The sequence below is a fragment of the Streptomyces sp. MAI_2237 genome (genome assembly GCF_054189285.1).
The window spans coordinates 814,267-838,359 of sequence record NZ_JAJPGQ010000005.1 but is presented as its reverse complement, the minus strand read 5'-3'; the positions used below and the strand labels follow the sequence as shown (position 1 = coordinate 838,359).

Here is a 24,093-nt window from a genome sequence, read left to right as displayed (position 1 = left end):
CTCACAACTCCCTTACCGCGAGCAGGGGTTCGGCGTGCGCCCAGTCCACGACGGGGCCCGCCTGGCACACCAGCACGGGTCCCAGCTGGCAGTGCCCGCAGTGCCCGGTCGCGCAGCGCATGTTGCGTTCGAGCGAGACCTGCACCCGGTCGTGGGGCACGCCGTGCTGGATCAGTTCGCGTGCGGTGGCCCGGATCATCGGCTCGGGCCCGCACACGAACGCCGTCGTCTCCTCCGGCTCGAAGTGGGCCCGCCCCAGCAGCTGGGTGACCACGCCGACGTCCCCGCGCCAGTCCGGCTCGGGCTGGTCCACCGTCACCCCGGTGTACGCGGTGGCCCAGCTCGCCACCTCGGCGCGGGCGATCAGGTCGCTCGGGGTGCGCGCGCCGATCAGGACGTTGATGCGCCGGTACGCCTCCGGCTCGGCCAGCGCGCCCAGGATCAGCGGGCGCAGCGGCGCGAAGCCGATGCCGCCCGCCACGATCATCACGTCCCGCCCGCGCGCCCGCTCAAGCTCCCAGCTGGTGCCGTACGGCCCGCGGATGCCGACGACGTCGCCGACCCTGGCCGCGCACAGCCCGTCGGAGACCGCGCCGACCGACCGCACGGTGTGCGCGAGGCCGCCCGTGGCCTGCACCGAACTCACCGACACCGGGATCTCGCCGCGGCCGAAGGCATGGACCATCGCGAACTGTCCCGGCAGGAAGTCCGCGAGCGGGCGGCCGACCGGCTCGAACCGCAGCGTGACCGTGTCCGCGGTCTCCGGGCGCCGGGAGATCACACGATGGGGGACCGGTACGGCGGTCATCGCTCTTCCTTCGTCTCGTAGATGCCGTAGAGGTCGACGAGCCGGGCGCGCGCCGCGTTGAGCCGGTGCGCCAGCACCCGGCCCACCCAGTGCTCGACCGCGCGCCCGAACTCGGCGTCGTTCAGGCACATCAGACGGACGGCGACCGCGTCGAACTCGTAGGCCCGCAGTGCCGTCACGGCTCCCGCGCCGAGCTGCCACACGAACGGCTCGTACAGCCAGGACCAGCCGACGAGGTCACCGGTTCCGATGGTCTCGATGACCGGCGGCCGGCGGCCCGGCACGTGCATGTCGAGAGCGACCGTCCCGCTGCGGACGATCCAGAAGCGGTCGGCGTGCCCGCCTTCCTCGAACAGACGGGCGCCCTGCGGGAACTCGGCCTCACGGCCGATGCGCAGCAGCCGCTCGCGGTGCTCGGCGGGCAGAGCGTGGTTCATGCGCAGGGCGATCGAGGGGGGCATCAGTCGGTCTCCGTTTCGAGTTCGGCCTTGAGCGCGGCCACTTCCTCGGTGATGTCGATGCCGACCGGGCACCAGGCGATGCAGCGCCCGCAGCCCACGCACCCCGAGGTGTCGAACTGGTCGTGCCAGGTGGACAGTTTGTGAGTGAGCCACTGCCGGTAGCGGCTGCGGGCCGAACGGCGCACCGGCCCGCCGTGCAGATAGGAGAAGTCCAGGTCGAAGCAGGAGTCCCAGCGCTGCCAGCGCTCGGTGTGGTCACCGGTCAGGTCGGTGACCTCCTCCGTGGTGGTGCAGAAGCAGGTCGGGCACACCATGGTGCAGTTGCCGCAGGTCAGACAGCGCTCGGCGACGTCGTTCCAGCGGTCGGCGTCCAGGCTCGAGCCCAACAGCGTCCGCAGGTCGACCGGCGGCAGCGAGCGCCCCATACGGGCCCGGGCACCTTCCACCGAGGCCCGGGCGGTGTCCTCGGTGACCGGGTCGGCCGCGCGATGCGGCACCTGCTCCAGCAGCCGGGCGCCCTCCTCGCTGCCCACCCGCACCAGGAACCGGTGCCCGTGCTCGTCCACGACCTCGGTCAGCGCCAGGTCGTATCCGGGGTCGGCGGCGGGTCCGCCCCCCGTGGAGACGCAGAAGCAGGTGGCGCCGGGCTCGGTGCACTCGGCGGCGATCAGAAGCGCCCCGGAGCGCCGCCTGCCGTAGCCGGAGTCCTCGAACCGCCCCCCGGTCAGCACCCTGTCCTGGATCGCGATGGCCCGCAGATCACAGGGCCGCACGCCGAGGAAGGCGTACGACGGGTCGGCCGGCTCCTCCGCGCCGAAGACGACCTCGCCGTCCGGCTTCCGGTCGGCGCTCCACAGCCGCTCCCGCGGCGGGTGCAGGAAGTTCTTCCAGGACTGCGGCCCCGCGCTGTGCGCGAAGGCGGCGCCGTCCTCCCGGCGCACGAGCCGGTAGCGCCCGGCCTCCAGCTCGACTCCCCAGCCGAAGGGCAGGGCGTCCGCGGAGGTCATCTCCGCCAGCACCACCGCTCCGTCGCGGACGGTCGGTCCGACGACGGTCCGCCCTTGTGCCACCAGTGCCGCGACCAAGGCGTCCAGGCCCTTGCGGTCGAGCACGGCCGGCGCTGCGGTGGCGGTCATGACGGTCCTCCTCGTCGAAAGGCGGGTCGTACGGATCCACTTTCAGATTGGGTCGGGGAGGCAGGCCCGTGGCAGGGGCCGACCGGCCCTCCCGCACGAGCCGACCGGGTCCTCGCCCCGGGACGACCCGAACCCCCAGGGCCTGTCGTTTGGATCAGGTCGGCTGCGGGAGACGGTGCGTCATGGCCGACCAGACCCCGCGACGCCGAGCCGATCCAAACGACAGGCCCTAGGGCAGGGGCTCGCCCAGTTCGCCCTCGACCGCTCCCGCCATCGCCCGCAGCACGTCCAGCGTCCGCCGCGCCTCCGCCTCGTCGACCTCGGTGATCGCGAAACCGACGTGCACGATGACGTACGTCCCCACATCCGCGTCCGGCGTGCAGCTCAGACAGACCTCACGGCGTACGCCCCCGAAGTCCACCGTCGCCATCCGCAGTCCGGCGTCGTCGTGCACCTCCACGACCCGCCCCGGAATCCCCAGGCACATCCGTCCTCATCCCTTCGCGCCCAGCCGCGCCGCCGCGACCGCCGCCTGTCCGTAACTGATCCCGCCGTCCCCGACCGGCACCTCGCCGCCGACCAGCACCCGCAGCCCCTGCGCGTGCAGGCGCCGCTTCACCTCGGTCAGCAGCCGGCGGTTGACGAAGCAACCGCCTCCCAGACACACCGTGTGCGGCGCGCCGTCGGCCACCACCTGGGCGACCAGCTCCGCGGTGACGATCCCGAGCGTCAGATGGAAGGCCGCTGCCAGGGTCTCCACCGGTTCCCCGTCCAGCCGCCGCCGCAGCAGGTCCGCGACGGTCGGCGTGGGGTCGTACACCCACAGGCCCTGCGCCCGCACGATCCGGTGCGCCAGCGGCACCGCGTGCAGATCGCCGGCCGCCGTCTCCAGCAGGACGGCCGCCTCGCCCTCGTACCCTGTCCGGTCGCACAGTCCCAGCAGGGAGGCGACCGCGTCGAAGAGCCGTCCGGCGCTGGAGGCGCGCGGGCAGTTGACGTCCCGGGCCACCATCGCCCGTACCGCGACCACCTCGGCCGGGTCGAGCCGGTCGGTGAAGGTCCGGGTGAGCCAGGGGTACGGCCGCGGGGAGCCGAGTGTCTCCCCGCCGAGCAGCAGGCCCAGGGCCGTACGGGAGGGGTGGCGCACCGCCGAGTCGCCGCCCGGCAGGGGCGCGGTCGCGAACCTGCCGACGCGGCGGTAGCCGCCGAGGCCCGCGACGAGGATCTCGCCGCCCCACAGGGTTCCGTCGTCGCCGAGCCCCAGGCCGTCGTAGGCGACCCCGATGAACGGGCCGCGCACCCCGTGCTCGGCCGCGCACGCGGCGACGTGCGCGTGATGGTGCTGCACCGCGATGCGCCGCACCGGCTGCTCCTTCGCCCAGCGGGTCGACAGATAGCCGGGATGCAGGTCGTGGGCGAGGACGGTGGGCTCGATGCCGGTCAGCCGCTTGAGGTGTTCGTACGACGCCACGAACGCGTCGTGGGTCGTGACGTCCGCCAGGTCGCCGGTGTGCGGCCCGAGGTGGGCGCGGCCGTCGGCGGCCAGCGTGAACGTGTGCTTGAGCTGGGCGCCCACCCCGGCGACCGGCCGCTCGGCGCGCAGCGGCAGGGGAGCGGGGGCGAGGCCGCGGGCGCGGCGGACGGTGATCCGGGTCCGTCCGGCGAACTGCACGACGGAGTCGTCGTAGCGGGAGCGGATGGACCGGTCGTGGGTGAGGAAGCCGTCGGCGACACCGGCGAGCGCGTGCCGTGCCTCGGCGTCGTCGATGCAGAGGGGCTCGTCGCTCAGGTTGCCGCTGGTGACCACGAGCGGGCGGGCGAGTTCGTCCAGCAGGAGGTGGTGCAGCCCGGTCGTGGGCAGGAACAGGCCGACGCGCGTCAGACCCGGGTGCACCTCGGCCGCCAGCGGGGGAGCGCCGTGCCACCTGCGCCGGGCCAGCAGCACCACGGGGCGTTCCGGCGAGGCCAGCGCGGCCCGCTCGGTGGCGCCGACGCGGGCCAGCCGGTCCGCGGTGGGCAGGTCGGGGACCATCACGGCGAAGGGCTTCGCGGGCCGGCGCTTGCGCCGCCGCAGTTCCGCGACGGCCGCGGACTCGCCCGCGTCGCACACCAGTTGGTAGCCGCCCAGGCCCTTCAGCGCGACGATCCCGCCGTCGGCGACCGTCTTTACGGCTGACCGCAGCGCCTCCTCGCCGCGCAGCTCGTCCCAGGCCAACCGCGGCCCGCAGGCCGGGCAGGCGACGGGTTCGGCGTGGAAGCGGCGGTCGGCCGGGTCGGCGTACTCGGCGGCGCAGTCCGCGCACAGCGGGAAGTGCCGCATGGTGGTGCGGACCCGGTCGTAGGGCAGGTCCTCGATGATCGAGGCCCGCGGGCCGCAGTCCGTGCAGTTGATGAAGGGGTAGCGGTGCCGGCGGTCGGCCGGGTCGCGCAGCTCGCGCAGACAGGCGTCGCAGATCGCCGCGTCCGGGGGGATCTCGCGGGGCGCGGCGTCCGGGGCGCCGGGCGGACTGTGCCGGACCCGGAAGCCGGCGGGCAGATGCGCCCGGGCGTCGTCGCTCAGCCGGATCCGGCGCACCCGCGCCAGGGCCGGGGCGTTCGTGCGCAGGCGGTCCGCGAACTCCTCGACGTCCCGGCACGGGCCCGCGACCTCGCCCTCCACGTGCCCGTCGACATTGGCCACCCAGCCGTCCAGGCCCAGCGCGGACGCGGTGCGGTACACGAACGGCCGGAAGCCGACGCCCTGGACGATGCCCTCCACCTGGAAGCGCCGTACGGTCATGTCCCGCTCCCGGCCGTGATCTCGTCCTCGACCGCCGTCACGAGCGGCTCCACGGCAGCGGCGACCGCGGCGGACAGGCCGGTGCCGAAGTCGCTGTCGGCGCCCTCGACGGCGTAGACCACGAGATGTTCCGGCAGCAGGCCGAGGACGCGGGCCAGCTCGACGGCCTCGCCCAGCCCCAGCCCGTGCGAACTGGTCGCGGACGACGGTGCGATGTGCCCGGCGTCGAGTTCGAGGCGGTGCACGCGGCCGGGGGTGCCGGGGTGGGCGTGCGCCGCGTCCACGACCACGGCGAGCCGGGCGCCCTCCCACAGGCCGATCAGCCGCCCGGGGTCGCCGTCGCAGGTCGCGAACACCGTGCCGGCGGGCAGCGGATGGTCCGCCGCCCGCTCCTTCAGACGTGCGACCACGGCCCAGCCCACGCCGTCGTCGCGCCGGAACTCGTTGCCGACGCCGATCACGGCGATACCCGTGCGAGTCCTCATGCCCCTCACGGTGGTTCGCCGCGCCCCACCCCGGCATGGGCCGAACGGACCCGTACACCGGGCCGACCCTCCCCACCCAGCACACCGACCGCCCGCGCGGCCTTCCCCTTCCCCGAAGCCACCGGGGCAGGAGGGCTGAGGGCGCCTTACGGCCGGGTGACATGTCGCCGTGCTCACAGGGCGCGACGGTGACCGGGTGCCGGGCCGGCACGCAGCCTCGGACGTCACCTGCCACGGCGACCGCGGGCGCCGTACGGCCCGGGCGGCCTGTCGCCAGGTGCCGGGTATGTGTGGTGCCCCGTGCGTCAGTCGGCCACCACCGCCACCGCGCAGTGGACCCTGCCCAGGAGTGCCGACGCCGTGTGGCCCGTGCGGTGACCGAGGACCAGGAGGCCGGCGGTCGTGGAGCCGTGGGTGAGGGCGTGGGCCGGGGGGAAGCACAGGACGTCCGGCCACACCTCGACGTCCGGGTGTCTCGCCCGCCACGGCCGCAGGGCGTCGGACAGCAGCTGCACCTCCTGGTCCTCCCACCTCGCACGGTCCTCCTCGGGTACGGCGAACGGCGTCCCGGCGGCCTCGGCGGGCAGCGTCCAGGCGTGCACCGCGTGCAGCCCCGCACCGCGCAGCCGCGCCGACTCGAAGGCGAAGCCGATCGCCGCCTGTGCCGGGTCCCGTCCGTCGACGCCGACCGCCACCCGGCCGGGCAGCCTGTCCGGGGCGCCGGGCACGAAGACGACGGGCCGGCCCGGCACCGCGGTCACCGCGCCGTCCGTGTCCGCCGCGGGAGAGGGCCGTACCAGCAACTCGACGTCCCGGCCCACCCGGTGGGGCTCGGCGAGGTCGTCCGAGGACAGTGCCAGCCCGCGCAGCCGCGCCTCCCGTTCGGCCCATGCCACCGCGGCCCGTCCCGCCGCGGAACCGTCGTCACGCGCGACGACCACACGCCCCATGCCGTGTCCCCTTTCCGTCCGCCGGACCCCCACCGTGCCCTCCGGACGCCGCCCGCGACAGAGGGCCGAACGGTCCCCGCCCGAAGACCCGGCGGCCCATATCGCCGCCCCGGGCAGGGGACCACGCTGGGACCGAGGAGCAGTCCGAGCGCTGGAGGTGCGCACATGCTTCCGCCTGTCATCGCCGGAGTCGACGGCTCCGCCGAGAGTCTCGCCGCCGCGGAGTGGGCCGCCCGGGAGGCGGCCCGCCGAGACCGGCCGCTGCGGCTCGTGCACGCATGGAACTGGGGTCCGCGCCAGGACGAGGGCGAGCCGGCCACGGCCGCCCAGCGGTTCCTGGCCCGCCGCGTCCTGCGGGACGCCGAGCACCGTGTCCGCCGTGTCTGCCCGGGCGTCAAGGTCGAGGACGAGCAGGTCGAGGGACCCGCGACGGCCGCCCTGCTGAAGGCCGCCGAAGGAGCCGACCTGCTGGTGCTGGGCTCGCGCGGTCTCAGCGGCTTCACCGGCTTCCTGGTCGGTTCCGTCGCCCTCGGTGTGGTGGCGCGGGCCGCAGGGCCCGTCGTCCTGGTCCGGGCGGACGAGGAAGCCGCCGACGAGCACCTTCCGGGGCCCGAGGGCCGGGCGTCCGAGGAGACCGGGTACCGCGACGTCGTCCTCGGCATCGACCTGAACGACCCCTGCGACGACGTGATCGAGTTCGCCTTCGAGGCGGCCCGGACGCGCGGTGCGCGCCTGAAGGCCGTCCACGCCTGGCAGCAGCCCTCCGCGATCGGCCTCGGCCCGGGCGATCTCGGACTGGTCGCCGAGTCCGAGCGGCCCGGGGAGTGGCTCGGCTTCCTCGGCGCCGTGCTCCACGTGTGGCGCGACAAGTATCCCGACGTCGAGGTCGTCGAGACCGTGACCGAGGGCCGCCCGCAGTCCGTGCTGGTCCGCGCCGCCTCCGGCGCGAGCCTGCTGGTCGTCGGCCGCCGCACCACCGAACACCCGACGGTCCCGCGCACCGGTCCCGTCGCGCACGCCGCCATCCACCACGTCGGCTGCCCCGTGGCCGTCGTCCCTCACGCCTGAGAGGCCTCTTCAATGAGCACGCCCGTGAAGTACGTGTACCGATTCGCAGAGGGCGGCCGCGACATGGCCGACCTGCTCGGCGGCAAGGGAGCCGGACTCGCCGAGATGACCCGGATCGGTCTGCCCGTCCCGCCCGGATTCACCGTGACCACCGAGGCCTGCAAGGTCTACCTCAAGACCGGCGAGGAGCCGCCCGAGCTCGGCGTCGAGGCCGCCCAGGCGCTCGCCGGCCTGGAGCAGGCCATGGGCCGCAGCCTCGGCGCGGCCGACGACCCCCTGTTGGTGTCCGTACGCTCCGGTGCCCGTTTCTCCATGCCCGGCATGATGGACACCATCCTCGACATCGGACTCAACGACCGCTCCGTCACGGGCCTCGCCGAGGCATCCGGGCAGGAGAGGTTCGCGTGGGACTCCTACCGGCGGCTCATCCAGATGTTCGGCCACACCGTGATGGGTGTCGACGGCGACCTCTTCGAGAAGGCCATGGTCGGGCACAAGAAGAAGGACGACCACGACCTCGACACCGACGACCTCAAGCGGCTCACCGAGGAGTTCAAGGCCATCATCCGCGAGGAGACCGGCGAGGACTTCCCGCAGGACCCGGCCGTCCAGCTCTCCCGCGCCATCCGCGCGGTCTTCGAGTCCTGGAACACCGAGCGCGCCCGCGTCTACCGCCACCGCGAACACATCCCCGAGGACCTCGGCACCGCCGTCAACGTCCAGGCGATGGTGTTCGGCAACCTCGGCTCCGACTCCGGCACGGGCGTCGCCTTCACCCGCGACCCCGCCACCGGCGAACGCGGCCGGTACGGCGACTACCTGCCCGACGCGCAGGGCGAGGACGTCGTCGCCGGCGTGCGCGACGCGCTGCCGCTGAGCGAACTCGGCAAGCTCGACCCGGAGGCCTACGCCGAGCTCGGCAGGCACCTGCACACCCTGGAGGACCACTACCGCGACCTGTGCGACGTGGAGTTCACGGTGGAGCGCGGCAAGCTGTGGGTCCTGCAGACCCGTGTCGGCAAGCGCACCGCCGAGGCCGCCTTCCGCATCGCCCACGACCTGCGCGAGGAGAGCACCATCACCGCCGACGAGGCCCTGGTCCGGGTCGACGGCGCCGAGCTGACCCGGCTGATGTTCCCCCGCTTCGACGTCAAGGCCACCGACCGTCCGCTGGCCCACGGCGTGCCCGCCTCGCCGGGCGCCGCGGTGGGAGCCGTCGTCTTCGACTCCGCCGAGGCCGTACGCCGTGCCGCGGCCGGCGAGCACGTGATCCTGGTCCGTCGGGAGACCACCCCCGACGACCTGCCCGGCATGATCGCCGCCGAGGCGGTGCTGACCAGCCGGGGCGGCAAGACCAGCCACGCCGCCGTGGTCGCCCGCGGCATGGGCAAGGTGTGCGTGTGCGGCGCCGAGGAGCTGGCCGTCGACACGGTGGCCCGGCAGTTCACCGCTCCGTCCGGCACCGTGGTCCGCGAGGGCGACGTCGTCTCCGTCGACGGCACCGCGGGCACCGTCCACCTCGGGGCTCTGCCGCTGACCGCGTCCGAGGTCGGACGCGCGCTGGAGACCGCCACCGCCTCCGACACGCTCACCGACGCGGTCCTGGGCGCCCTCGCCCACGCCGACTCGGTGCGCCGTCTGGAGGTCCGCGCCAACGCCGACACACCCGAAGACGCCGTCCGCGCCCGTGCGCTGGGCGCGCAGGGCATCGGCCTGTGCCGTACCGAGCACATGTTCCTCGGTGAGCGGAGGGCGCTGGTCGAGGCGATGATCCTGGCCCGCGACGACACCGCGCGCGAGCGGGCGCTCGACGCCCTGCTGCCGCTGCAGCGGGCCGACTTCACCGCCATCCTCGAGGCGATGGAGGGGCTGCCGGTGACGATCCGGCTGATCGACCCGCCGCTGCACGAGTTCCTGCCCGACCGCACGGAACTCGCCGTCCGCCTCGCCCGCACCGAGCACCCGGACGAGCACGACCGCGAACTGCTGGCGGCCGTCGAGCGGATGCACGAGCAGAACCCGATGCTGGGCCTGCGCGGCGTCCGCCTGGGCCTGGCCGTGCCCGGCCTGATGGCCATGCAGGTGCGGGCGATCGCCGAGGCCGTGGCCCAGCGGCTGCGCGACGGCGGCACCCCGCGCGCCGAGGTCATGATCCCGCTGGTCGGCACGGTCGAGGAGCTGCGGCTGGCCCGCGACGAGGCGCAGACCGTGCTCGGCGAGGTGCAGCGGGAGACCGGTCTGACCCTCGACTGCCCGATCGGCACGATGATCGAGCTGCCGCGCGCCGCGCTCACCGCGGGACGCATCGCCGAGGTCGCCGACTTCTTCTCCTTCGGCACCAACGACCTCACCCAGACCACGTGGGGCCTGTCCCGTGACGACGCGGAGGCGTCCTTCTTCCCCCTGTACATCGACAAGGGCGTCTTCTCGGTGTCGCCCTTCGAGACGATCGACCAGGAGGGCGTCGGACGGCTGGTGGAGATCGCCGTCGAGGCCGGCCGGGCCGTCAACCCCCGTCTGGAGACGGGTGTGTGCGGCGAGCACGGCGGTGACCCCGAGTCGATCCACTTCTTCCACCGCGCGGGCCTGGACTACGTCTCCTGCTCGCCGTTCCGGATCCCGGCGGCCCGGCTGGAGGCGGGACGCGCGGCTCTGACGGAGACCACCGGCACGAGTGACAGCAGGTGAGAGACCCCGGGGACGGCGAGTGGGCTCGCCGTCCCCGGGTACCCGCCGCCGCATGGCGTTGGACAGGAGGACGGCGCGGTCGCGCCAGGCGCCGGTGCGGCCGCGCACGCGCTCGTCCCTGGGACGGGCGCTGCTGCGTTGGGCGACCACGACCGATCACAAGGTCATCGGCAATCTGTACCTCACGACCGCCTTCTCCTTCTTCCTCTTCGGCGGCATCCTGGCACTGCTGATGCGGGCCGAACTGGCCCGTCCCGGGCTGCAGTTGGTCAGCCAGGAGCAGTACAACCAGCTGTTCACCATCCACGGCACGGTCATGATGCTGCTGTTCGCGACGCCGATGTTCGCCGGGTTCGCGAACGCGGTGATGCCGCTGCAGATCGGCGCCCCGGACGTGGCGTTCCCGCGGCTGAACGCCCTGTCGTACTGGCTGTACCTGTTCGGCGGGCTGACGGTCGTCTCCGGGTTCCTGGCGCCCGGGGGAGCGGCGGCCTTCGGCTGGTTCGCCTACGCGCCCCTCAACAGCGCCGTCCACAGCCCCGGAGTCGGCGGTGACCTGTGGGTCATGGGACTGGTGGTCACCGGTGTCAGCACCACGCTCGGCGCCGTCAACTTCATCACCACGATCCTGTGCCTGCGCGCCCCCGGCATGACCATGTTCCGGATGCCGATCTTCACCTGGAACGTGCTGTTCACGTCGATCCTGGTGCTGCCCGCGTTCCCCGTGCTGACCGCCGCCCTGCTCGCGCTGGAGGCGGACCGCAAGTTCGGGGCGCGGATCTTCGAGGCCGCCTCCGGCGGAGCACTGCTGTGGCAGCACCTGTTCTGGTTCTTCGGCCACCCCGAGGTGTACATCGTGGCGCTGCCGTTCTTCGGCATCGTCTCCGAGATCATCCCGGTGTTCAGCCGCAAACCGATCTTCGGCTACGTCACCCTCGTCGGCGCGACCATCGCCATCACCATGCTGTCCGCGGTGGTGTGGGCCCACCACATGTTCGCCACCGGCGCCGTCCTGCTGCCGTTCTTCTCGCTGATGTCGTTCCTGATCGCGGTGCCGACGGGCGTGAAGTTCTTCAACTGGATCGGCACGATGATGAGAGGCTCGCTGTCCTTCGAGACGCCCATGCTGTGGTCGTGCGGCTTCATGGCGACCTTCCTGCTCGGCGGCATGAGCGGGGTCCTGATCGCCTCCCCGCCGCTCGACCTCCACCTCACCGACTCGTACTTCATCGTCGCCCACCTGCACTACGTCCTGTTCGGCACCGTGGTGTTCGCGATGTTCGCCGGGTTCTACTTCTGGTGGCCCAAGCTCACCGGGAAGATGCTCGACGAACGCCTCGGGAAGATCCATTTCTGGACGCTGTTCGTCGGTTTCCAGACCACCTTCCTCGTCCAGCACTGGCTGGGCGAGCAGGGCATGCCCCGCCGCTACGCCGACTACCTGGCCGCCGACGGTTTCACCCTGCTCAACACGATCAGCTCGATCGGCGCCTTCCTGCTGGGCCTGTCCACCCTGCCGTTCCTCTACAACGTGTGGAAGACGGCCCGGTACGGCGAGAAGGTCGACACCGACGACCCCTGGGGTTACGGCCGTTCCCTGGAGTGGGCCACCTCCTGCCCGACGCCGCGGCACAACTTCACGGCCCTGCCCCGGATCCGTTCCGAATCACCGGCGTTCGACGCCCACCACCCGGAGGTCGGGGCGGCGCAGCAGACGGAACGGAGCGGTTGATGCGTACCGAGTCCCGGCTGTTCGCCGGTGTCGCCGTCTTCTTCGCCGTCACCGCGGCCGGCTACGGGTGGCGTTCGCGTGAGCCCGCGGGCACGGCCGCGTTGGGCATCGCCTTTCTCATGGCCGCACTCGTGGCGCTCTTCCTGCACATCCAGTACCGCCGCCGCGGATTGCGTGCCCAGGACCGGCCGGACGCCGAGATCATCGAGACGGCGGGCCCGCTGGAGTTCTTCTCCCCGCACAGTCCCTGGCCGATCGTCGTCGCGCTCGGCGCGGTCCTGCTCGCGCTCGGCGTCGTGTTCGGGCTGTGGCTGGCCCTGCTCGGGCTGGGCGTGCTGGGGACGGGCGTGTTCGGCATGGTCTTCCAGTACGCCGACCGCCCCGACCCGGGCTCCGAGCCGTCCGGGCCCGCCGCCCCCTCGCCCGATCAGCCCTTCAACTCACGGTCGCGCTGAGCGGCCTCGCCGTTCGCGGGGAGCTCGCCCTCGGTCGCGACGCGCGAGTCGTCGCCCGGGACCTCCCCGTGGCCCGGTTCCTGGACCCGGTGGGCGTAGTACCAGGAACTCAGCGCGGCCCGCAGCCGCTCCACCCGCCCGACGTCGGCGCGGCGCTCGGGCGACGGCGAGGGCAGCGGTCGGGCCTCCCGGCGCGCCCGGAGCACGTACTGCTTCCGCTCGTCGAGCGGCTCGTGGTCCTCGGTGAAGCCGCCCGTGATCGTCTGCCGTACCGCCCCCGTCTCCTCGCCCTCGGCCAGACGCTCCAGCTCCGCCTCCTGCAAGGCCAGGCACACGCGCTTGGTGACCACCGCCGCCAGCGGTGGCAGCACCACCACGGCGATCCGGAACACCCAGGTCAGCGTGTTCAGGGAGACCCTGAACGTGTGCGCGAGGATGTCGTTGCCGCCGGCCAGGAGCAGCACGCCGTAGAAGCAGATGCCGGCGACGCCGAGGCCCGTCCGGGCGGGGTTGTCCCGGGGCCGGTCGCACAGGTGGTGCTCCCGGTCGTCGCCGGTCACCCACCGTTCGAGGAAGGGATACGCGTACAGCACGGCGAACAGGGCGAGCGGCAGCACCACGGCGGGCAGCAGGACGTTCCACATCACCGTGTGCCCGGCCACCGTCGTCTCCCACGGCGGCACCAGCCGCAGCGAGCCCTCCAGGAAGCCGACGTACCAGTCCGGCTGCGAACCCGTCGACGCCATGTCCGGCCGGTAGGGGCCGTACACCCACACCGGATTGATCTGCGCGACTGCGGCCAGCACCGACAGCAGGCCGAACACCATGAAGAAGAGCCCGCCCGAACTGGCCGCGAACTGCGGGACCAAGGGCTTGCCGACGGCGTTGCGGTTGGTGCGGCCCGGGCCCGCCCACTGGGTGTGCTTGAGGTAGAACACCAGGATCAGGTGGACGGTGACCAGGGCCAGCAGCAGGCCGGGGATCAGCAGGATGTGCAGCGAGTACAGCCGCGGGATCAGCTCGTGCCCGGGGAACTCGCCGCCGAAGACGAACATGCTGAGGTACGTCCCCGCGACCGGGATCGACAGCATGACACCCTGCGCGATCCGCAGGCCGGTGCCCGACAGCAGGTCGTCCGGCAGCGAGTAGCCGGCGAAGCCCTCGGCCAGCGCCAGCACGAACAGGGTCACGCCGATCAGCCAGTTGACCTCGCGCGGCCGGCGGAACGCGCCCGTGAAGAAGATCCGCAGCAGGTGCACACCGATGGCCGCGACGAACACCAGCGCCGCCCAGTGGTGCAGTTGCCGGATCAGCAGACCGCCCCGCACGTCGAAACTGATGTCGAGGGTGGAGCGGTACGCCTCCGACATGCGCACCCCGTCCAGCGGCCGGTACGAGCCGCCGTAGACGACGTCCGTCATGGAGGGGTGGAAGAACAGTGTCAGCCAGACGCCGGTCAGCAGCAGGACGACGAAGCTGTAGAGGGCGATCTCGCCCAGCAGGAAGGACCAGTGGTCGGGGAAGGCCTTGCGCAGCAGCTTCCCGCCGTCGTACACCGGAAGCCGCGCGTCGAGCGCGTCAGCGGCCCGCTCCGCCGCGGGCAGGGCGTGGTCACTCTTCCTGGGCAGCACGGCGCACGGGTGCCCGTGCGCCGTGACCGGAAACTCCCTAGGTGCGGTCGCCCTTCGGCTTGCCCCGCTGGTCCGGGGTGCCGTGCGGGGGCGGGCTGGACGGCTGGGGAGAGGTCGCCGGAGAGACGGGGGAGCCCGTGGTGCGGCCGTGCTGCTCGGGACGCAGCGCCGAGGGGTCGCCCGACGTCGGCTCGGCGCCCGCGCGCAGCTGCTCCCGCCGGGCCGACAGCACTTCGGTCACCGGCAGCCGGTCGGCGTGGGCGCGTTCGTAGGCCAGCAGCTCGTCGACTTCGTCGGCGGTCAGCGACCGTACCCGGCTCTCCAGGCCGCCCAGGGGAAGATGGTCGTAGTCGGGCAGCGGCAGGGCGGCGCGGGCGGAGTCGGTCATGGCTCTCACTTCCTCTCGGGACGCCGGTGGAGGCCGCGGACTCAGTGACCGCCCGAGCCGAACGACCCGCTGTTGCCGCCGGTCCAGCGCGGCCGTTCCTGCGAGGCGGCGGACCGGGTCGGCGAGTTGCCGTGCCCCGGCAGCTCGTGCGGGGTCAGCCGCTGGTCGGAGCGGGGCACCTCGTCGGGCTCACGGACCTCCCGCACCTCGCGGACCGGCCCCCCGTCCGGCAGTCGGGGCTGCTCCTGCGGACTCGGCGGACCGGGCTCCCGGCGTCGGATGCGTGAGCCCATGAGGAAGGCGCCCAGCAGCAGGGCCACGACCACCACGCCGGCCGCGATGAGCCCCAACGCGGAGGCGCTGCTTGCGGCGATGTCCATCGATGCGCTGTTCATGACCCGCGGGTACCCCGAGCCCGGCGCGTGAACCGGGCCGGGCGCCCGGGCGGCGCGAACCGCGCGGTCGCCGGCGGCCGGGTGTTTGACGGCGAGGGCTCCGGCTACCCGAATCGGGTGACTACGACAACGACCCAGCAGGAGCTCTTCCAGTTCCTGGAGGACCGCTTCGCGTGCGCCCAGGCGTGCACGGAGTGCGCACGCGCGTGTGCTCTGCGCGCGAGCCTCGTGGACCCGGACGGCACGGAGGAGCAGGAACTCGTACGACGCAAGGGCATCATGTGCGCGGAGGTGTGCGACGCGACCTGTCGTGTGCTGTCCGAGCAGAACCGGCTGGACGAGGCGGGCATCCGCATCCAGCTGGAATGGTGCCGCACGGTGTGCCTGGAGGCCGCGCACGCCTTCGACCGGCTGGCGGGCGCCGAGGACGGCGCGAAGGCCTGCCGGGAGTGCGCGCAGGCCTGCACGGACTTCCTCGCCACCCTGCGCTGACGCTCCGCCCGGCTCTTTCCGCATCCTCGCCATTCCCAATTACTGGAACACGTTCTACGGTGTGCGCCGTCAGGACCGGCCTGGGATGCCTGGAGGCGCCGTGCACCTCGAATACACGCCCGAGCAGCAGCGGCTGCGCGCCGAACTGCGCGACTACTTCGCCGAGCTGGTGCCGGACAACGCCTACGCCCGCCACGCCGACCCCGCCGCGCAGAAACGCTTCTACCGCGAGACGATCCGCCGCCTCGGCACGGACGGCTGGCTCGGGGTGGGCTGGCCCGAGGAGTACGGCGGCCGCGGCCTGACGGCGATGGAGCAGTTCATCTTCTTCGACGAGGCCGCGCAGGCAGGCGTCCCGCTGCCCCTCATGGCGCTCAACACCGTCGGCCCCACGATCATGCGGTACGGAACGGACGAGCAGAAGGCGTACTTCCTGCCCAAGGTCCTCTCCGGCGAGATCGACTTCGCCATCGGCTACAGCGAGCCCGACGCCGGCACCGACCTCGCCTCGCTGAAGACCCGCGCCGTGCGGGACGGCGACGCGTACGTCGTCAACGGGCAGAAGATCTGGACGACCAACGGCGACACCGCCGACTGGGTGTGGCTCGCCACCCGCACCGACCCGGACGCCCCGCCCCACAAGGGCATCACCATGCTCCTCGTCCCCACCACCGACCCCGGCTACTCCTGCACCGTCATCACCACCCTCGCCTCCCACGACACCACCGCCAGCTACTACGAGAACGTCCGCGTCCCCCTTTCCCGCAGGGTCGGCGCCGAGAACGAGGGCTGGCGGCTGATCACCAACCAGCTCAACCACGAACGCGTCACCCTGGCCGCCCACGGCACCATGGCCATCCGCGCCCTGCACGACGTGCAGCGCTGGGCCATGGAGACCAAGCTCGCCGACGGCCGCCGCGTCGTCGACCTGCCCTGGGTACGCCGCCGCCTCGCCCGGACGCACACCCGGCTCGACGCGATGAAGCTCCTGAACTGGCAGATGGTCAACGCCGTCCAGAACGGCACCCTCACCCCGCAGGACGCCTCCGCGGTCAAGGTGTACGGCTCCGAGGCCCGCCGGGACGCCTACGCCTGGCTGATGGAGATCGTCGCCGCCGCCGGCGCCCTGAAGGAGGGCTCCGCGGGCGCGGTGCTCCACGGCGAGCTCGAACGCGGCTACCGCTCGGCCGTCATCTTCACCTTCGGCGGCGGCAACAACGAGATCCAGCGGGAGATCATCTCCTGGATCGGCCTGGGGATGCCCCGGGTTCGGCGTTAGCCTGCGGACATGGGTGATCCCGGGCTGTTCACACCGAACTCCGTGACCTGGCAGATGCACGGCGACCCGATGATGTGGGTCGCCGGCATCCGCGCGCTCTACCTCCAGGCCCTGCACCCGCGCGCGGTGCGCGGCGTCATGCAGAACTCCGACTTCCGCCGGGACGCCTGGGGCCGGCTGATGCGGACCGCCGACTTCGTGGGCACCACGACGTACGGCACCACCGAGGCCGCCGAGCGCGCCGGCGCCCGGGTGCGCAAGATCCACCGCATGCTGTCGGCCGTCGACCCGGACACCGGCGAGCGGTACGGCGTCGACGAACCCGAGCTGCTGCTGTGGGTGCACTGCGCCGAGATCGACTCCTATCTGCAGGTCCTGCGCCGCTCCGGCTTCCGTCTCACCGACGCCGAGGCCGACCGCTACATCGGCGAACACCGCGTCAGCGCCCGCCTGGTGGGCCTCGACCCGGACGCCGTCCCCGCGAACCAGGCCGAGATGAACGCCTACTTCGACAAGGTCCGCCCCGAACTCGCCGTCGGACCCGAGGCACGCGAGGTGGACGACTTCCTGCTCCGCCCGCCGACGCACCCCCTCCTGGTCCCGGCGCGCGAGGTGCTGTGGCGGCGCGTGGCGCACCTGGCGTACGCCGCCCTGCCGCCGTACGCCCACGAGCTGTACGGCAGAGCGGCACCGAAACCCGAGACCGTCACCCTGCGCCTGCGGGCCACGGGCAACCTGCTGCGCTGCGTCCCCGCACGTGTGCGCTGGCAACTGCCGCCCAAACACATCCTGCGGGCGATGGACCGGCTCGGCCCCGGGTCCCGTCCGGCACCGTACAAACTCGGACGATAGGTCGCCATACTGGACGAGCCAGGGGTGGGCGGGGCGAAGAGGTACGGGGGCGGTCGCGGACGATGGGGGACAGCAGGCTGATCCAGGGCCGGTACCGGCTGCTCGACCTGATCGGGCGGGGCGGTATGGGCGAGGTGTGGCGGGCCCGGGACGAGTCGCTCGGCCGGCATGTCGCCGTGAAGTGCCTGAAGCCCCTCGGGCCCCACCACGACCAGGCCTTCGCCAGGGTGCTGCGGGAGCGGTTCCGGCGCGAGGCCCGGGTGGCCGCCGCCCTCCAGCACCGCGGTGTGACCGTCGTCCACGACTTCGGCGAGACCGACGGCGTGCTCTTTTTGGTGATGGAGCTGCTGGAGGGCCGCAACCTCAGCCAGCTGCTGGAGGACAACCAGCACCACCCGCTGCCCGTCCCCGACGTCGTCGACATCGCCGACCAGGTCGCCGCCGCCCTCGCCTACACCCACAAGCAGGGCATCGTGCACCGCGACCTGAAGCCCGCCAACATCGTGCGACTCACCGACGGCGCGGTGAAGATCTGCGACTTCGGCATCGCCCGCCTCGGCCACGACATCGGCTTCACCTCCCGACTGACCGGCACCGGCGTCGCGATGGGCACCCCGCACTACATGTCCCCGGAGCAGATCGGCGGCTCCGAGGTGGACCACCGCAGCGACCTGTACTCGCTGGGCTGCGTCCTGTACGAGATCGCCACCGGCGTGCCGCCCTTCGACCTCGACGACCCCTGGGCGATCCTCGTCGGCCACCGCGACACCCCGCCCCGGCCGCCCCGCAGCCACCGCGCCGAGCTGCCCGAGTACCTCGAGCGGATCATCCTCGACCTGCTCGCCAAGCGGCCGGAACAGCGCCCGCCGGACGCCCAGGAGCTGGGCCGCCGCATCGGCCTGGCACGTACGACACCGGCGTACGTGCCGACCGTCGTCACCCCGCGGCCGGCTCTCGACCCGCCCGGGCAGCGGCCCGCGGGCACGCCCCGCCTGCCGTCGTGGACGCGCGGCATGACCATGGGCCACAAGGCCACGGGTGCCGGCCCGGACGCCGGCCCGCGCGACGCCGGCGCCGGGCTGACCGGCGAGTGGACCCCGCGCCCCGACGCCGCACGACCGGGCGCAACCGCGCCGGAGCCCGCCCCGGAGACGCTCACCGCGCTGGCCGGACGGCACAACGCCGGGCTCGCGCTGGCCCGTTCGGGCCGCTGGGCCGAAGCCGGGGACGTGCACCGGGCGGTGGCCGCCGACCGCGCGCGGCTGCTGGGGCCCGAGCACCCCGACACGCTCGCCAGCCGCTACGAGGTCGCCTTCACCCTCAGCCGCACCGGCCACGCGGCCGACGCCCTGCGGGAGTACAAGTTCGTGGCCGCCGCGAGAACGCGTGCCCTGGGCGCCGACCACCCCGACACCCTGGCCGCCCGCCAGGAAATGGCGTACGTACTGGGCCAGTTGGGCCGCCACTTCGACGCGCACCAGGTGTACACCGCCGTCCTCGCCGCCCGTGAGCGCGTCCTGGGCGCCGACCACCCCGACACCCTGCGCTGCCGCCACAACCTCGCCTTCAACCTCAGCAGGCTCGGCCGCCAGGAGGACTCCTACCGCATGGCCCGCGACGTGGCCGCCGCCCGCGCCCGCGTCCTGGGGCCCGAGCACCCCGACACCCTGGTCACCCGCTACGAGGTCGCGTACGCGCTGGGGCAGTTGGGGCGCTGGCAGGAGGCGCTGCAGGCCTACCGCGAGGTCGCCGAGGCCCGCGCCCGCGCCCTCGGCCCCGACCACGCCGACACCCTCGCCGCCCGCTACGAGATCGGCATCAGCCTCGGCAGGCTCGGCCGCAGCGAGGACGCGCTGGCCCTGTACCGCGCACTCATCGACGACCGCACCCGGGTCCAGGGGGCCACCCATCCCGAGACCCTGCGCGCCCGGCACGGTCTCGGCGTCAACCTCGGCCGGCTGGGCCGCTGGGAGGAGGCCCTGGCCGAATCCCGCGACGTGTGCGCGATCCGCGAGCGCGTCCTGGGGCCCGAGCACCCCGACACCCTGGTCAGCCGCCGCGAGGTCGCCGTCGGCCTGGGCTGGCTGGGCCGCTGGGCCGACGCCCTGGCCGAGTACCGGCGGGTGGCCGCCGCCCGCGAGCGCGTCCTGGGCGCCGAGCACCCCGACTCCCTCGCCAGCCGCAACGACGAGGCCCACTGCCTGGAGCAGCTCGGCCGCGGCGCGGAGGCCGTCGAGCTGTACCGCAGAGTCGCGGTGCTGCGCCAGCGGCAGCAGGCGTCCGGCGGGCAGTGATCGCGTCGCCGCGTCCGCATTGCCGACGAGGGCGGCACCGGCTGCTCACCGCTCGGTGTCCCTCTCTGGCCGATCCGGATCACCGCGTGTTACCAAGAACCATGACCGCACACGAGGCACACCGCAGCTACGACGCCGTCGTCGTCGGCGCCGGCCACAACGGCCTGGTCGCCGCCGCCTACCTGGCCCGCGCCGGACGATCCGTGCTGGTCCTGGAGCGCCTCGGGCACACCGGCGGCGCCGCCGTCTCCACCCGGCCGTTCGCCGGCGTGGACGCACGGCTGTCGCGCTACTCGTACCTGGTCAGCCTGCTGCCGAAGAAGATCGTGCGCGACCTCGGCCTGGACTTCCGCGTCCGCACCCGCACCATCTCCTCGTACACCCCCGTGGAACGCGCCGGCCGGGCCACCGGACTGCTGGTCGGCGGCGGCGAGAGGCGCACCCGGGAGGCCTTCGCCCGGCTCACCGGCTCCGAGCGCGAGTACGAGTCATGGCAGCGCTTCTACGGCATGACGGGCCGCGTCGCCGAGCGCGTCTTCCCGACCCTCACCGAGCCGCTGCCCACCCGGGACGAACTGCGCCGCCGCATCGACGACGAGGAGGCGTGGCGCACCCTCTTCGAGGACCCGATCGGCGTCGCCGTCGAGGACCGCTTCGCCGACGACCTCGTGCGGGGCGTGGTCCTCACCGACGCCCTCATCGGCACCTTCGCCGACGCCCACGATCCCTCGCTGGCCCAGAACCGCTGCTTCCTCTACCACGTCATCGGCGGCGGCACGGGCGCGTGGGACGTCCCGGTCGGCGGCATGGGCGCGCTGACCGAGGCCCTGGCCACGGCGGCCCGGGAGGCGGGCGCGGTCGTCGTCACCGGGCACGAGGCGGTGCGCATCGCCACGGACGGGCGAGCCGCCGAGATCACATACCGCACGGCCGACGGCGAGGCCACGGTCGGCGCCCGCCACGTGCTGGTCAACGCCTCCCCGCAGGCCCTGGCCGAGCTGACCGGTGACGCGCCGGCCGCCCCCGCCGAGGGCGCCCAGCTGAAGGTGAACATGCTGCTCAAGCGGCTGCCCCGGCTGCGTGACGACACCGTCGACCCGCGCGAGGCGTTCGCCGGCACCTTCCACATCGCCGAGGGCTACGAGCAGCTCGCCACCGCCCACGCCCAGGCCGCCGCGGGCCGGCTGCCCGCCGCACCGCCCTCGGAGATCTACTGCCACTCCCTGACCGACCCCACGATCCTCGGTCCGGACCTCGTCGAGCAGGGCTACCAGACGCTCACCCTCTTCGGCCTGCACACCCCGGCCCGGCTCTTCGAGGCCGACAACGACTCCGTACGCGAGGAACTCCTGAAGTCCACCCTCGCCCAGCTCGACGCCCACCTCGCCGAACCGCTCGCCGACTGTCTGGCCGTCGACGCGGAGGGCCGCCCCTGCATCGAGGCGAAGACCCCTCTGGACCTGGAGCGCGACCTGCGCCTGCCCGGCGGCAACATCTTCCACCGTGCCCTGGCCTGGCCCCACACCCAGGAAGGCACCGGCCGCTGGGGCGTGGAGACCGGTCACGACAACGTCCTGCTGTGCGGCGCCGGAGCGGTACGCGGCGGCGGCGTGAGCGGCGTCCCCGGCCACAACGCGGCGATGGCGGTCCTGGAGGCGACCGGCGCATGACCTCCCCGGCCGGAGACTTCTACGACTCGCCGGCCCCCGACTACCACCGGATCTTCCCGGACTGGGAGGCGAGCATCGCCCGTCAGGCCGCCGTCCTGGACGGCCTGCTCCGGAGCGAACTGGGCCCGGGGCCGCACCGGTTGCTGGACTGCGCCTGCGGCATCGGCACCCAGGCGATCGGGCTGGCCCGCACCGGACACCGCGTCGTCGGCAGCGACCTGAGCCCCGTCGCCGCCCCACGGGCCGCCGCCGAAGCCGCGGCCCGCGGCCTCGAACTCCCGGTCACGGCGGCCGACATGCGCCGGCTGCCGTTCCGGCCGGGCACCTTCGACGCGGTCGTCTGTGCCGACAACTCCATCGCCCACCTCATGACCCCCGAGGACACGGCCGTGGCGCTGGGCGAGATGTGGCGGATGCTGCGCGACGACGGGCTGCTCCTGCTCACCCTCCGGGACTACGACGCCCTCCGGCGCACCCGTCCCGCGTCGACGCCGCCGCAGGTGTCGTACGGCCCCGACGGCCGCACGATCACCTTCCAGCTCTGGCACTGGCATGAGAACGGCGAGCACTACGACCAGGAGTACTTCCAGCTCCTGCCGCAAGGGGAGGGCTGGGAGGTCCGCCTCCGGCGTGCCGCCTCCCGTGCGCTGTCCCGGGAGCAGCTGGTGGAAGCCGCGAGCACGGCGGGGTTCGACGGCCTCGACTGGCGTACGCCGGACGCCACCGGCTTCCGCCAGCCGGTTCTGACCGCCCGAGCGGCAGGCTAGGACGGCATCGCGCCCAGTCCCGCCACGAGGAGTTCGACCAGGCGGCGGGCGTCGTAGGCGGGGTCGCTCTCCGCGCCGGCGCACAGGTTGCCGACGCCGCGCATGAGCTCGTAGGCCGTCAGCCCGGTGCGGATCTCGCCGGCGGTCTCCGCCGCGGTGAGGAGCTGTGCGCAGACGGGCACGAGGCGGTCGAGGAAGTAGGCGTGCAGCGTCTCGAACCCGGCGCTGTCGGACTGCAGCACGCCGGCCAGCCCGTGCTTGGTGACCAGGAAGTCGACGAACCGGTCGATCCAGAGTGCCAGCGCGGTGTACGGGCTCCCGCTGCTCTCCAGGAGGGCGGGGCCGGCCTCGGCACAGGCCTCCACCTGGTGCCGGTACACCCCGATGATCAGGTCCGCCCGGGTGGGGAAGTGCCGGTACAGCGTGCCCAGCCCGACGCCCGCCTCGGCCGCGATGTCCCGCACCGGCGCGTCCACGCCCTTGGCGACGAAGACCGCGGCGGCCGCTTCCAGCAGCGTCTCCTTGTTGCGCCGGGCGTCCTTGCGCCGGGACGGGGCCCCGCGCCCGCCCGTCTCGTCGCTGTCGCCGTCGCCGTCGATCACAGCGTTGATTCCTTCCACCGTCGCCTTGCAAAAACGGAACACGGTTCCGTATCGTCGTACCGGAACGAGGTTCCGGTTCTGTTCATTCTGGCAGAGCGCGAACCCGGTCACCACCCCTGCCATGAGGAGACACGGACATGCAGTACCGCACCTTGGGCCGCACCGGTGTGCAGGTCAGCACGCTCGCCCTCGGCGCCATGAACTTCGGCGCCATCGGGAACACCACCCAGGACGAGGCCACGGCCATCGTCGACGCCGCCCTGGAGGCGGGCGTCAACCTCATCGACACCGCCGACATGTACAGCGCCGGCGGATCGGAGGAGATGGTCGGCAAGGCCATCGCCGGCCGCCGCGACGACATCGTGCTCGCCACCAAGGCGACCATGCCGATGGGCGACGAGCGCAACCACCGCGGCAGTTCCCGCCGCTGGCTGGTCACCGCACTCGAGGACAGCCTGCGCCGGCTCGGCGTCGACCACGTCGACCTCTACCAGATCCACCGCTGGGACCCGACGACCAGCGACGAGGAGACACTGTCGGCACTCACCGACCTCCAACGGGCCGGGAAGGTCCGCTACTTCGGCTCCTCGACGTTCCCCGCCCACCGCATCGTGCAGGCCCAGTGGGCCGCCCGCGAGCACCACCTGGGCCGCTACGTCACCGAACAGCCCAGCTACTCGATCCTGCAGCGCGGCGTCGAGGCCCATGTCCTGCCCGTGGCCGAGGAGTACGGCCTTGGCGTACTGGTGTGGAGCCCGCTCGCCTCGGGCTGGCTGACGGGCGCCGTCCGCCAGGGCGGTGACGTCACCACCAACCGCTCGGCGTTCATGCCGGAACGCTTCGACCTGAGCCTGCCCTACAACAGGGCCCGGCTCGACGCCGTCGAGCGGCTCGCCAAGATCGCCGACGAGGCCGGACTGACCCTGATCCAGCTCGCCCTCGGCTTCGTGACCGCGCACCCCGCCGTCACCGCCGCGCTCATCGGCCCGCGCACCCTCGACCACCTGCGCAGCCAGCTCGCCGCGGCCGACACGGTGCTCTCCGCCGACGTGCTCGACGCCATCGACGCCGTCGTCGCGCCCGGCACCGACCTCGCCGCGCACGAGAAGTTCGACGCGCCGCCGGCGCTGCTGGACGCGACGCTGCGGCGCCGCTGAAACC

The 24,093-nt window shown here is 73.1% G+C and carries 22 protein-coding genes; 11 read left to right on the top strand and 11 right to left on the bottom strand.

What is annotated here, in order from left to right; genetic code table 11:
* Position 1: 1 nt before the first annotated feature.
* The 7 genes from LN251_RS32160 to LN251_RS32130 all read right to left on the bottom strand — a co-directional run bounded on the left by LN251_RS32160 (position 2) and on the right by LN251_RS32130 (position 6,619).
* Positions 2–808: an FAD/NAD(P)-binding protein gene (locus LN251_RS32160; protein WP_458247671.1), complete on the bottom strand. Its 807-nt coding sequence runs from the start codon at positions 806–808 to the stop codon at positions 2–4.
* A complete protein-coding gene (locus tag LN251_RS32155; RefSeq protein ID WP_058927194.1) occupies positions 805–1,269 on the bottom strand; it encodes a Crp/Fnr family transcriptional regulator in 465 nt (154 codons plus the stop codon). The genes LN251_RS32160 and LN251_RS32155 overlap by 4 nt, the downstream gene beginning before the upstream one ends.
* Positions 1,269–2,405, bottom strand: a complete 1,137-nt coding sequence (locus tag LN251_RS32150; RefSeq protein ID WP_458247670.1) for a 4Fe-4S dicluster domain-containing protein — start codon at positions 2,403–2,405, stop codon at positions 1,269–1,271. The genes LN251_RS32155 and LN251_RS32150 overlap by 1 nt, the downstream gene beginning before the upstream one ends.
* Positions 2,406–2,634: 229 nt before the next feature.
* Entirely contained in the window at positions 2,635–2,892 is a 258-nt protein-coding gene (locus LN251_RS32145) for a HypC/HybG/HupF family hydrogenase formation chaperone (RefSeq protein WP_458247669.1), read from the bottom strand.
* A 6-nt stretch (positions 2,893–2,898) separates the two neighbouring features.
* On the bottom strand, positions 2,899–5,184 hold the full coding sequence (hypF, locus tag LN251_RS32140) for a carbamoyltransferase HypF (protein ID WP_458247668.1): 2,286 nt from the start codon (positions 5,182–5,184) through the stop codon (positions 2,899–2,901).
* Complete coding sequence (locus LN251_RS32135; protein WP_458247667.1) at positions 5,181–5,669, bottom strand: hydrogenase maturation protease; 489 nt, start codon at positions 5,667–5,669, stop codon at positions 5,181–5,183. The genes hypF and LN251_RS32135 overlap by 4 nt, the downstream gene beginning before the upstream one ends.
* 305 nt (positions 5,670–5,974) lie before the next feature.
* Positions 5,975–6,619, bottom strand: coding sequence for a universal stress protein (locus tag LN251_RS32130; protein WP_458247666.1), 645 nt, complete (start codon positions 6,617–6,619; stop codon positions 5,975–5,977).
* A gap of 165 nt (positions 6,620–6,784) precedes the next feature.
* On the opposite strand from LN251_RS32130, the gene LN251_RS32125 reads away from it, so the two are divergent.
* The 4 genes from LN251_RS32125 to ctaF are packed head-to-tail and all read left to right on the top strand — an operon-like array spanning position 6,785 to position 12,562.
* The gene (locus LN251_RS32125) at positions 6,785–7,687 is read left to right on the top strand and encodes a universal stress protein (protein ID WP_458247665.1); all 903 of its coding nucleotides are present in this window, start codon (positions 6,785–6,787) and stop codon (positions 7,685–7,687) included.
* A gap of 12 nt (positions 7,688–7,699) precedes the next feature.
* Positions 7,700–10,375 (top strand): pyruvate, phosphate dikinase, encoded by a 2,676-nt coding sequence (gene ppdK / locus LN251_RS32120; RefSeq protein ID WP_458247664.1) that lies wholly within the window; start codon positions 7,700–7,702, stop codon positions 10,373–10,375.
* A gap of 52 nt (positions 10,376–10,427) precedes the next feature.
* Positions 10,428–12,107, top strand: coding sequence for an aa3-type cytochrome oxidase subunit I (ctaD, locus tag LN251_RS32115; protein WP_458247663.1), 1,680 nt, complete (start codon positions 10,428–10,430; stop codon positions 12,105–12,107).
* The gene (gene ctaF / locus LN251_RS32110; RefSeq protein ID WP_458247662.1) at positions 12,107–12,562 is read left to right on the top strand and encodes an aa3-type cytochrome oxidase subunit IV; all 456 of its coding nucleotides are present in this window, start codon (positions 12,107–12,109) and stop codon (positions 12,560–12,562) included. Before ctaD ends, ctaF begins: the two co-directional genes overlap by 1 nt.
* Here the strand turns inward: ctaF and qcrB are convergent.
* The 3 genes from qcrB to LN251_RS32095 are packed head-to-tail and all read right to left on the bottom strand — an operon-like array spanning position 12,535 to position 14,976.
* Complete coding sequence (gene qcrB, locus LN251_RS32105) at positions 12,535–14,193, bottom strand: cytochrome bc1 complex cytochrome b subunit (RefSeq protein ID WP_458247661.1); 1,659 nt, start codon at positions 14,191–14,193, stop codon at positions 12,535–12,537. The genes ctaF and qcrB overlap by 28 nt on opposite strands.
* A 37-nt stretch (positions 14,194–14,230) precedes the next feature.
* The gene (locus LN251_RS32100) at positions 14,231–14,581 is read right to left on the bottom strand and encodes a hypothetical protein (protein ID WP_458247660.1); all 351 of its coding nucleotides are present in this window, start codon (positions 14,579–14,581) and stop codon (positions 14,231–14,233) included.
* Positions 14,582–14,622: 41 nt separating this feature from the next.
* Positions 14,623–14,976 carry a DUF6479 family protein gene (locus LN251_RS32095; protein ID WP_458247659.1) on the bottom strand — a complete coding sequence of 118 codons (354 nt, stop codon included), beginning with the start codon at positions 14,974–14,976 and terminating at the stop codon, positions 14,623–14,625.
* Positions 14,977–15,093: 117 nt separating this feature from the next.
* On the opposite strand from LN251_RS32095, the gene LN251_RS32090 reads away from it, so the two are divergent.
* The 6 genes from LN251_RS32090 (at position 15,094) to LN251_RS32065 (ending at position 22,330) form a co-directional block, all read left to right on the top strand.
* Entirely contained in the window at positions 15,094–15,468 is a 375-nt protein-coding gene (locus LN251_RS32090) for a ferredoxin (protein ID WP_249837065.1), read from the top strand.
* Between the two features lie 100 nt (positions 15,469–15,568).
* Positions 15,569–16,747, top strand: a complete 1,179-nt coding sequence (locus LN251_RS32085; RefSeq protein ID WP_458247658.1) for an acyl-CoA dehydrogenase family protein — start codon at positions 15,569–15,571, stop codon at positions 16,745–16,747.
* Positions 16,748–16,756: 9 nt separating this feature from the next.
* On the top strand, positions 16,757–17,599 hold the full coding sequence (locus tag LN251_RS32080) for an oxygenase MpaB family protein (RefSeq protein ID WP_458247657.1): 843 nt from the start codon (positions 16,757–16,759) through the stop codon (positions 17,597–17,599).
* 62 nt (positions 17,600–17,661) lie between these two features.
* The gene (locus tag LN251_RS32075) at positions 17,662–19,893 is read left to right on the top strand and encodes a tetratricopeptide repeat protein (protein ID WP_458247656.1); all 2,232 of its coding nucleotides are present in this window, start codon (positions 17,662–17,664) and stop codon (positions 19,891–19,893) included.
* Positions 19,894–19,994: 101 nt separating this feature from the next.
* Positions 19,995–21,563 (top strand): phytoene desaturase family protein, encoded by a 1,569-nt coding sequence (locus LN251_RS32070; protein WP_458247655.1) that lies wholly within the window; start codon positions 19,995–19,997, stop codon positions 21,561–21,563.
* Positions 21,560–22,330: a class I SAM-dependent methyltransferase gene (locus LN251_RS32065; protein ID WP_458247654.1), complete on the top strand. Its 771-nt coding sequence runs from the start codon at positions 21,560–21,562 to the stop codon at positions 22,328–22,330. The genes LN251_RS32070 and LN251_RS32065 overlap by 4 nt, the downstream gene beginning before the upstream one ends.
* Here the strand turns inward: LN251_RS32065 and LN251_RS32060 are convergent.
* Positions 22,327–22,932 carry a TetR/AcrR family transcriptional regulator gene (locus LN251_RS32060; RefSeq protein WP_458247653.1) on the bottom strand — a complete coding sequence of 202 codons (606 nt, stop codon included), beginning with the start codon at positions 22,930–22,932 and terminating at the stop codon, positions 22,327–22,329. The genes LN251_RS32065 and LN251_RS32060 overlap by 4 nt on opposite strands.
* Positions 22,933–23,069: 137 nt before the next feature.
* Between LN251_RS32060 and LN251_RS32055 the strand changes: the two genes are divergently transcribed.
* A complete protein-coding gene (locus tag LN251_RS32055; RefSeq protein WP_458247652.1) occupies positions 23,070–24,089 on the top strand; it encodes an aldo/keto reductase in 1,020 nt (339 codons plus the stop codon).
* The last annotated feature ends 4 nt before the right edge of the window (positions 24,090–24,093 follow it).

Coding starts and splice junctions, on each gene's coding strand:
- LN251_RS32160 (WP_458247671.1), bottom strand. CDS start 808: ATGACCGCCGTACCGGTCCCCCATCGTGTGATCTCCCGGCGCCCGGAG.
- LN251_RS32155 (WP_058927194.1), bottom strand. CDS start 1,269: ATGCCCCCCTCGATCGCCCTGCGCATGAACCACGCTCTGCCCGCCGAG.
- LN251_RS32150 (WP_458247670.1), bottom strand. CDS start 2,405: ATGACCGCCACCGCAGCGCCGGCCGTGCTCGACCGCAAGGGCCTGGAC.
- LN251_RS32145 (WP_458247669.1), bottom strand. CDS start 2,892: ATGTGCCTGGGGATTCCGGGGCGGGTCGTGGAGGTGCACGACGACGCC.
- hypF (WP_458247668.1), bottom strand. CDS start 5,184: ATGACCGTACGGCGCTTCCAGGTGGAGGGCATCGTCCAGGGCGTCGGC.
- LN251_RS32135 (WP_458247667.1), bottom strand. CDS start 5,669: ATGAGGACTCGCACGGGTATCGCCGTGATCGGCGTCGGCAACGAGTTC.
- LN251_RS32130 (WP_458247666.1), bottom strand. CDS start 6,619: ATGGGGCGTGTGGTCGTCGCGCGTGACGACGGTTCCGCGGCGGGACGG.
- LN251_RS32125 (WP_458247665.1), top strand. CDS start 6,785: ATGCTTCCGCCTGTCATCGCCGGAGTCGACGGCTCCGCCGAGAGTCTC.
- ppdK (WP_458247664.1), top strand. CDS start 7,700: ATGAGCACGCCCGTGAAGTACGTGTACCGATTCGCAGAGGGCGGCCGC.
- ctaD (WP_458247663.1), top strand. CDS start 10,428: ATGGCGTTGGACAGGAGGACGGCGCGGTCGCGCCAGGCGCCGGTGCGG.
- ctaF (WP_458247662.1), top strand. CDS start 12,107: ATGCGTACCGAGTCCCGGCTGTTCGCCGGTGTCGCCGTCTTCTTCGCC.
- LN251_RS32100 (WP_458247660.1), bottom strand. CDS start 14,581: ATGACCGACTCCGCCCGCGCCGCCCTGCCGCTGCCCGACTACGACCAT.
- LN251_RS32095 (WP_458247659.1), bottom strand. CDS start 14,976: ATGAACAGCGCATCGATGGACATCGCCGCAAGCAGCGCCTCCGCGTTG.
- LN251_RS32080 (WP_458247657.1), top strand. CDS start 16,757: ATGGGTGATCCCGGGCTGTTCACACCGAACTCCGTGACCTGGCAGATG.
- LN251_RS32075 (WP_458247656.1), top strand. CDS start 17,662: ATGGGGGACAGCAGGCTGATCCAGGGCCGGTACCGGCTGCTCGACCTG.
- LN251_RS32070 (WP_458247655.1), top strand. CDS start 19,995: ATGACCGCACACGAGGCACACCGCAGCTACGACGCCGTCGTCGTCGGC.
- LN251_RS32065 (WP_458247654.1), top strand. CDS start 21,560: ATGACCTCCCCGGCCGGAGACTTCTACGACTCGCCGGCCCCCGACTAC.
- LN251_RS32055 (WP_458247652.1), top strand. CDS start 23,070: ATGCAGTACCGCACCTTGGGCCGCACCGGTGTGCAGGTCAGCACGCTC.